This is a genomic window from Neobacillus sp., from assembly GCF_031988165.1.
Taxonomy (GTDB): Bacteria; Bacillota; Bacilli; order Bacillales; family Cytobacillaceae; genus Neobacillus; species Neobacillus rhizosphaerae.
In genome coordinates, this window is the sequence record NZ_DALZYO010000025.1 from 72,114 (window position 1) to 81,383 (window position 9,270).

Below are 9,270 nucleotides of genomic sequence, written 5' to 3' on the forward strand. Positions count from 1 at the left end.
TTCTTATTTGAAAAAAGGGGCGATTAAAGATTTTTCGCCACTCGAAAGAATAAGCGTATTCGAAAAAACCTCGAATACGCTTATTAATTTGTAAAAAATCAACAATGTAGTTAAACAGAGCCTTTGGAAAAAGGAGCGGTGAACCGCAAAAAATGACTCATTGAATGCAATCAGAGTAAATATTTACGTTTTCCCAACGATTATGCCCCAGCTCACACCGCTTTTTTCTTCGAATAAATGGTTGTTTTAAGTAGAGGGTGGCGTGTACCGCTGTTTTCGTTTGGTCTGAAGGAGGATCAGAGCTGCGCCAACGCCGATGACAATAATGGCGTTTGATTGTAAAAACTATCATTGGTTTGTTCCACTTGTATAGCTAGGTTTCTGTAGAAATCACCTTAATTATGTTGTTATCCTACACTTTTTCAAGCTTTTTCCATGATAGGGTAGAGAGTTGAAACACATGATTGAATTTTTGAAAAATTTTTCTATACAGAGTTAATATAATATGGTAAAATTCGGTTGTTCAAAAAATGAACGGCTAGGAGTTGAGATCCCAAAATGTATCGATTTCAAATGTTAGATGCTCTTACACAGAATTCTAAAATCTCACAAAGGTCTTTAGCAGAACTATGCAGCCTTTCAGTTGGAAAAGTCAATTACATGCTAAATCAACTAGCAGATGAAAAAATGATTGTCATCAAAAAATCAGGAAAAGCCAACCGTTATGAGGTAACTGAAAATGGTAAAGAGTACTTAAAAAATGAATTAGACCAGCTTCATGGAACAAAGGTCATCATTCATAATAATGAAAGAAAAATAGTCAAGCAGGCGGTCATTCTAGCTGCTGGGACAAAAGCTGAATTTGATAAACCCGCCTGTTTGTTGCCAATCAAGGATACCACCCTTTTGGAGAGAAACATCGGCATCCTTGAGAATAATGGGATTGAAAAAATTATCATCGTCACTGGCTATAAAAAAGAAGCCTTTGATGAAATAACAGCCTTGAAGGAAAATCCGGCCATTCATTTTGTGGAAAATCCACGATACCTATGGACAGGCAGCATGGCCTCGCTCGCCACCGCTTCTGAACTGCTGACTGATGATTTTATTCTTTTGGAAGATGATATTCTAATTGAAGAAAGTGCGGTCACCGAGCTTATTAACCATGAGGAAAGAGATTGTCTGCTTGTGACACAAGAAAGCGGCTTTGGGGATGAAGCCTTTATTGAAATTCAAAATAATTACCTTTATAAAATCTCCAAGGACATTCATCAGCTAAACCGAATTGATGGGGAAATGACTGGGATTACTAAGTTTTCTTATGAAGTCTATAAGGAAATGCTGCAATTATTTGAAACCAATAAAAATCCTTATGTGAATTACGAATATATCCTCTTGGATGTATCGCGGATTATCAATGTTAGTTTTTTAAAAATTACTGACCTCGTTTGGGCTGAAATTGATAGCTATGAACACCATTTTAAAGTTATTGATAAGTTTTACCCAATGCTCCAGCGAAAAGAAGCAGAATTTAAGGAACGAGAATTAAAGCAAGTGATTGCTACGGCTTTGAATATCGGGATCGATAAGGTAACCTCTGTCGAAGCGCTTGGGGGATTGACGAACCGCAACTTTAAAGTGACCGTTGCCGGCCAGGAGTACGCGGCGAGAATTCCAGGAAAAGGCACGGAACAATATATCAATCGTCTTGATGAAAAGGTAAATTCAGAAATCACCAGCCGGCTAGGAATTAATCCAGAGGTGATTTATTTCAATGCTGAAACTGGCTTGAAAATTGTCAGGTTTATCCCTGATGCCGAAACACTAAATCCGAAAACAGGTACAAGAGAAGATAACCTGATTCAGGTAGCCAGTATTTTTCATACATTACATACATCAGGTGAAACCTTTAACGCCCGATTTGATGTGTTTGAAAAGATTACCGAATATGAAACACTCTTAGAAGTGCTAAATGGTGTATTGTTTGACGGACATGATGCAGTAAAACAGCAAGTTCTTGAGCTTGAGGAATACTACAAATCGTTAAACATTAAGCCTGTTCCCTGCCATAATGATCCACTTGCAGAAAACTTCGTTAAGAGCGGCGAAGAGAAGATGTTCCTGATTGACTGGGAATTTTCCGGTATGAACGACCCGCTTTGGGATGTAGCGGCATACATCATTGAAGCAGAACTGTCTCCGGCCGAGGAAAAGCTATTTTTGCTGGAGTATTTCAATGGAGATGTCACAACAGCAGGCCTACAGCAGCTGTTATTGAATAAGATTTTCCTTGATTTCCTCTGGACCATCTGGGCACTGATGAAGGAAGCAGGCGGAGAAGATTTTGGATCCTATGCCTTCACTCGTTTTACCCGAGCACAAAATAATTTACAGGAATACCAAAATCATTATAAGGGGTATGAGATACTTGGAAAAATTTAATGCAAAGGGCGTTTCCATTGGCTTAGGTGCAGGATTAACGTGGGCAATTGATACAATTTTAATTGGCTATGCCTTATCTTCGACCACCTTTTTAAAATTTAGTGACATTGTTTTAGCAGCGCCACTATTAAGTACTTTTTTACATGATACATTTTCTTCTCTTTGGATGATGTTGTTAATGGCAGTCAGAGGGGAACTAGGTGAATCCTTTCGCAAGCTAAAGACGAAAAGCGGCTGGTGGGTTGTGCTCGCCGCCACGCTTGGCGGACCGGTTGGGATGACCTTTTATGTCCTATCCGTTCAGAAAATAGGCGCATCGTTTACTGCTTCGATTTCATCAATTTTCCCGGCAGTCGGGGCTTTGTTTGCCTTTTTAATTTTACGTGACAAGCTTTCTTTGAAAAACTGGGTAGGGCTGCTGACTAGTATTGGCTTCACCATTGCCCTCAGCTATTCCGGAAATTTAATTACCGGAACATCGGTTTCTATCGGATTTATTTTTATCATATTCTGTATTTTTGGCTGGGGAATGGAATCGGTTATTTCGGCTTATGGGATGAAGGATGATGAAGTTAGCCCCTTACAAGCCCTGTTCATTCGCCAATTAACATCAGCAGTGATCTTTGCTGTCATCATTATTCCTATCTTTGTCGGCCACTCCTTAACCGTACAAGTGGCATCAACTAAGACTTTCTGGTTTATTGGACTCATTGCAATGTTTGGAACGCTTTCTTACGTATTCTATTATCAAGCCATTAAGCTCATCGGCCCCGTTCGGGCAATGTCACTGAATATCTCTTACGTTGCCTTTGCAATTTTTCTAGATGTATTATTCTTACATGGCGATTTCTCGTTGAAAAATATTGTTTTTGCAGTGTTCATCATGGCAGGTGCCGTATTGACGGTCGTGGTTGATAAAAAGGAACCAGATTTAAGCAGTAGGGTTGCATAAAGCTTGCCGACATTTGTCGGCAAGTTTTCTTTTTGAAAAAGGGGCTACGAGTTGCTCAATGCATTTTTTTTCTGTAAAATGAGACGAAGTGTTTCTTAGAACAAATATTTTATGAAAAAAGGGGCGATTATTGTGGCAAAGGTATACGTCTTCGATCATCCACTTATCCAGCACAAACTTACTTACATACGTGATAAAAATACGGGAACGAAAGAGTTTCGCGAACTGGTTGACGAAGTGGCAACACTGATGGCGTTTGAAATCACAAGGGATATGCCGCTTGAAGATATTGAGATTGAAACACCGGTTTGCATGACAAAGTCAAAAGTTCTTTCTGGGAAAAAACTAGGGCTGGTACCGATTCTACGCGCTGGAATTGGCATGGTCGATGGAATGTTGAAATTAATCCCGGCTGCGAAGGTAGGCCATGTCGGATTATACCGTGACCCAGAAACATTAAAGCCTGTGGAATATTATGTGAAGCTTCCAAGTGACGTCGAAGAGCGTGACTTCATCGTCGTCGACCCGATGCTAGCAACAGGCGGTTCCGCTATTGATGCAATCCATGCCTTGAAAAAGCGCGGTGCTAAACATATCAAATTCATGTGCTTGATTGCCGCACCTGAAGGCGTGGAGGCTGTGAAGGCTGAGCATCCGGATGTCGATATTTACATCGCCGCCTTGGATGAAAAATTGAACGACCACGGCTACATCGTGCCAGGCTTGGGCGATGCCGGCGACCGATTGTTTGGAACGAAATAAGTGTTTTTTGGGAAAAGCCGAGTTCGCTCGGCTTTTTTTGTTAGGAACATAAACCCCTGGGGGTGTTATTGTGCATTGGTGGGCGGCACTTTTTTTGAAAAAAAGAGGTGATATTTGGGTTTAATTGGTAAAAAAGCCAATCTTCCTAAAAAATGAGCCAATAGCGTGAAAAAATGAGCCATTCCCCACTGAAAATGAGCCAATAGCGTGAAAAAATGAGCCAATCGAATTTTTCCAGCTAATTAAGTGAATCAAAAAACAGCCCATCATCCAAAAATCGGTCCAAAGCAGCTCCTCATTCCCCAAATATAACCTGATCTTTCATTCAAAATGGATCCAAACTGACCACTTCAATTAAAATTAAGTCCAAACCGCCCTTCTCACCGAAAACCAAGCCAAAAGAACCATCGGAAACTAAGTTGAAAGCCTCATTTGAAAAAAGTTTTTTTGGAAAATTGATATTAATTTACTATTTTTATATTAAAAATAATCAATTAGCTAAATTCCCCTTAAATACCCATATATGATTATTTCAACTAGATAGTGAAAAATTTATCAGACAATTTAAAAATTATATTGACACAATGAATTGTAGCAATTATTATAAAATTTACGTATTTTGACTTTTTAGATAATTGAGTAAAGTCAAAATTTGATAGAAATATAGGGGGGAAAGGCTTTCATGAAGAAAAAAAGACAAAAAAAGGTAGCTTCATATGTGCTGGCGTCTGCTCTAGTCCTGTCCAATCTTGGATTCACAGCAGCAGCATCAGCGGAAAGTAGCACACCTGAAAATGACTTCGCGGTCAAAGTAAAACAACTGCAAGACTTGGCTGGCAAAGATTTCAAGACGATTGACTCCAAGGATATTAAAACAACAGCTAACCTGAATCCATCAGATAAGGTCCGCGTAATTGTGGAATTAGATGGACAAACTCCGGTTGAATATGCAACTGAACAGGGGACACTGTACAAGGAATTATCGGAAAGCAAGAAGAGTTCACTAGCTTCCACTCTAGTAAAACAGCAAAATAGTATAAAGGACAAGATTTCCGCGAAAGGTGTCAAGGTAAACTATAAAAAGAACTTTACCACTGCGTTTAACGGATTTAGCGGCGATGTTCAGTACAGTGAACTTGCTAAGCTTGAGTCGATTCCAGGTGTCAAAAATGTCTACATAGCTAACGAATACAATCGTCCAGAAACACCTGACATGAAGACAAGCCACTCGTTCATCCAATCGCAAACAACATGGGTAGATGCGAATCTTAAAGGCGAAGGAATGGTAGTCGCTGTTATTGACACAGGTGTCGACCCGTCCCACCGCGACTTTAAGGTAACCGATTCTGCAAAAGATGCGTTATCAAAAGAGAAGGTTAGCAAAGTAGTGAACGATGCTGGATTAAAGGGTAAATATTACACAGATAAGGTACCATATGGCTACAACTACTTTGATGAAAATAGTACGATCCTTGATTTAGGACCAGCTGCTTCGATGCACGGTATGCACGTTGCTGGCACGGTAGCGGCTAACGGTGATGAAACAAAGGGCGGAATTAAAGGGGTAGCACCTGAAGCACAGGTTCTTGGCATGAAGGTCTTCAGTAATGACCCGAACTATAGATCCACCTCATCCGATGTCTATCTTGCAGCGATTGATGATTCCATCAAGCTCGGTGCCGATGTCTTAAACATGAGTTTAGGTTCTACTGCTTCCTTCTATGATGAAAGAAGCGCTGAGGATTTAGCGATCACTCGTGCAGTGGAGAATGGTATTGTTTGTTCCCTTTCGGCAGGTAACTCTGGACATATTGCTTACGGTTACGGAGCAAATCCAAATCCATATGCAAGTAACCCGGACATTGGGGTTGTTGGGGCACCTGGCCTGAATACTGACACGATTCAAGTTGCGGCTGCAGGTAATGTTAGCTATCTTTACCAGCATGGTATTACAGTAGATGGTGCGGAAGGCTTCTCTGCTACCGGGTATGGCATCGACGATTGGCTTGAACTGGCTAAATCGAATACATTGCAATTAGTGAGCCTTGGCGGAAAGCTTGGAGCTCCAGCAGACTATGCCGGACTTGATGTTAAAGGTAAAGTTGTTGTTATGCCGCGTGGAGATTTAGCGTTTGCTGATAAAACGAAATATGCAGCAGCTGCTGGAGCAATCGGAATCATTGTTTACAACAGCGCTACGGCAACAAATTTCTATGAAAATCAAGGTGGATGGCAAGTGCCTTTCATGAAGTTGCAAAGAGATCAAGGTCTTGTGCTTGAAGAAGCAATCAAGGCGGGTCACACGACTTTGCATGTAACACAAACAAAACGGACAGATGACCCGGAAATGGGCAAAATGACCGACTTTACTTCATGGGGCGTAACACCATCACTTGACTTTAAGCCTGAAATAACAGCTCCAGGTGGAAAAATTTATTCTACTGTAAATAATGATAAATATGAAGTAATGAGCGGTACGTCAATGGCAGCTCCGCATGTTTCTGGTGGGTCTGCACTTGTGCAACAGTACTTAAAGAAAGATAATCGTTTCAAAGCGTTAACTGCTGGCGAACGTACACACCTTGCAAAACTTCTTTTAATGAATACAGCAAGCAAAATTATTGATTTGGATGGTCAGCCATTCTCTCCACGCCGTCAAGGTGCTGGAATGATGCAAACCTTCAACGCTGTAACAACACCAGTCGTGGTTGTTGAAAAAGCCAGCAATGAAGGCAAAGTAGCGTTAAAGGATTTTACTAGCAAGCAATTTACGATGAACTTTACGGCAAAGAACATTTCTGATAAAGAAGTAACCTACGCTGTAAATACGGATGTTTTAACGGACACGATTAAGCAAACGACTGGCAAACCAGATACGAACGCTTTAGTTGCCGGTAACATGGAGGGTGCGGTAGTCGATGCACCAAAAACAGTCACAGTGCCAGCAGGAAAATCGGTTGATTTTTCCGTAAAGGTTGACTTTAGTAAGGCAAAAATCCCTGGTCTTGATAATGCCGGGAAAAAAATTGCCCTTGATCTGAAAGAAGATATTTTCGTTGAAGGCTTCGTGACACTTACGGACGTGAACAAAAAATTAGAACCAACGTTGAATGTTCCGTATGTTGGTTTCTACGGCAAATGGGATCGCCCAAGCATTGTGGATGGATTTAAAAATCTCGGCGAAACCAAGTTCTACACTCACGGCTTGAATGAAATGTTGTTTACAAATAAGAAGGGGGAAATCTTTACGCAGGCTCCGGTTCCTGGAAAGGGATATTATGCGGTTTCTCCGAATGGCGATGACCAAATGGATAATGCTTTCCCACTGCCAACCTTCTTGCGGAATGCAGCGGAAGCTCAGTTTAATATCCTTGATAAGGACGGCAAGCTACTTCGCCGTGTTGCTTTAGAAAAAGATGTACGGAAAAGTTACTATAATGCCGGCGGTTCAGGTTCTAGTACGTATTCCTTAAAATCGACTCGTGCCTGGGATGGTAGCGTTAATTCTAAGAAGGTTGAAGACGGCTTGTATTACTATGAAATCAAATCTGTAGTAGATTACAAGGGTGCCGAATATCAATCGAAGAAGATTCCAGTCTATGTAGATACAACGGCTCCAAAGGTAAAAGTATCGTATGATGATGCTACCTCAACAGTTAACTGGACAACAGATGAAACCGGCGTGGGTGTGAGAAATTATGCCATCTATGTCGATGGAAAATTAGTATCCGATAAGGTGAGTCCGAGTGCAACAAGCTATAAATTTGAAACTCCTCTTGCTGTAAAAACGTCTATAGAGGTTTATGCAATTGATTACGCATTAAACGTTGGCGGTTCAAAAACAGCAGCAGGTGACACAGAACTTCCGCTTATGTACTTAAGCACACCATCGGCAAATGGAACTTACAGATCCCTTGAGGTTCCGGTTTCGGGTTATGCTACGGATGATCTTGGAGTGGACCAAGTTCAAGTGAATGGGAAGGATGTAGCACTTACTTTTGACGCAGCGAAAAAGCAATACAATTTCTCAACAACCGTTAAGTTTGAAAAAGACGGAAAGTACAAAATTCCTATCACTGTGACTGACGTGGCTGGGAAGGAATTCTCGATTTCACGGATTGTGTTTATCGATACGACTCCAGGTGAAATCGTTGTCAATGCTCCTGAAAAAGTGGGCTATGATGTAGAATCTGCAAAAGTGAAATTAACTTTAAAGGATAACTATAATTATTTATCCTTATACGTTGGGTCTGACCAAGTGTTTGTCCAACCATATACGAGTCCAGTGGATATCATGACTCCTGCTGTAACTCCGTATGAGTTTGACGTAGCCTTAAAGCATGGGGAGAACAAAGTAAGCCTTCGTCTCCTTGACTTTGGTGGCAACGAAACGAAGAAGGAAATCACAATCTTCCGTGCTGAAGTGAAGGAGCCAGATCCGAAGCCAGATCCAAAACCAGATCCGAAACCAGATCCAAAACCAGATCCGGATCCAACTCCAGTTGTGAAAAATGGTTGGAAATTGGAAGGCAGCACATGGTTCTTCTATGTGAAAGATGTGAAGTCAACCGGCTGGGTGCTAGACGGCGGTAAATGGTACTACTTGAATAAAGATGGTGCGATGAAAACCGGCTGGGTATTTGATGGTGGGAAATGGTATTTCCTTGCCTCTAGTGGTGCAATGAAGACTGGCTGGGTACTCGACGGCGGTAAATGGTACTTCCTAAGCACTAGCGGTTCCATGCAAACCGGCTGGGTGAAAACTGGCGGTGAATGGTATCACTTAAGCACTAACGGTGCCATGAACACTGGCTGGAAACTCATCAACGGCAAATGGTATTACCTAAATCCTAAGTCTGGTAAAATGGCGTACAGCACAACAGTTGATGGCTATAAACTAGGCAAGGATGGAGCTTGGATTAAGTAATTATTTGAGTTGGGCGGGCGGCCTCGAGGGGGGTTACCCGTTTTTTGCGTAATATTTGGGTTTAATTGGTAAAAAAGCCAATCTCGAAGAAAAATGAGCCAATCAAGTGAAAAAATGAGCCGTTCCCCACTGAAAATTGAAGCTAGTATAAAAAGTGGACACCGGTTGTGGCGTCATGTTTAAATCA

General features: G+C 41.3%; 4 protein-coding genes. All 4 read left to right on the top strand.

The genetic code is table 11. The annotated features are described in order from the left end of the window. Positions 1 to 558: 558 nt before the first annotated feature. The 4 genes from RTR43_RS16030 (at position 559) to RTR43_RS16045 (ending at position 9,083) form a co-directional block, all read left to right on the top strand. Positions 559 to 2,442: an NTP transferase domain-containing protein gene (locus RTR43_RS16030; RefSeq protein WP_312473232.1), complete on the top strand. Its 1,884-nt coding sequence runs from the start codon at positions 559 to 561 to the stop codon at positions 2,440 to 2,442. After that, a complete protein-coding gene (locus tag RTR43_RS16035; RefSeq protein WP_312473233.1) occupies positions 2,429 to 3,394 on the top strand; it encodes a DMT family transporter in 966 nt (321 codons plus the stop codon). Before RTR43_RS16030 ends, RTR43_RS16035 begins: the two co-directional genes overlap by 14 nt. A gap of 132 nt (positions 3,395 to 3,526) precedes the next feature. Next, a complete protein-coding gene (upp, locus tag RTR43_RS16040) occupies positions 3,527 to 4,156 on the top strand; it encodes a uracil phosphoribosyltransferase (protein WP_248734274.1) in 630 nt (209 codons plus the stop codon). Between the two features lie 682 nt (positions 4,157 to 4,838). Then, entirely contained in the window at positions 4,839 to 9,083 is a 4,245-nt protein-coding gene (locus RTR43_RS16045; RefSeq protein ID WP_312473234.1) for a S8 family serine peptidase, read from the top strand. Positions 9,084 to 9,270 lie beyond the last annotated feature (187 nt).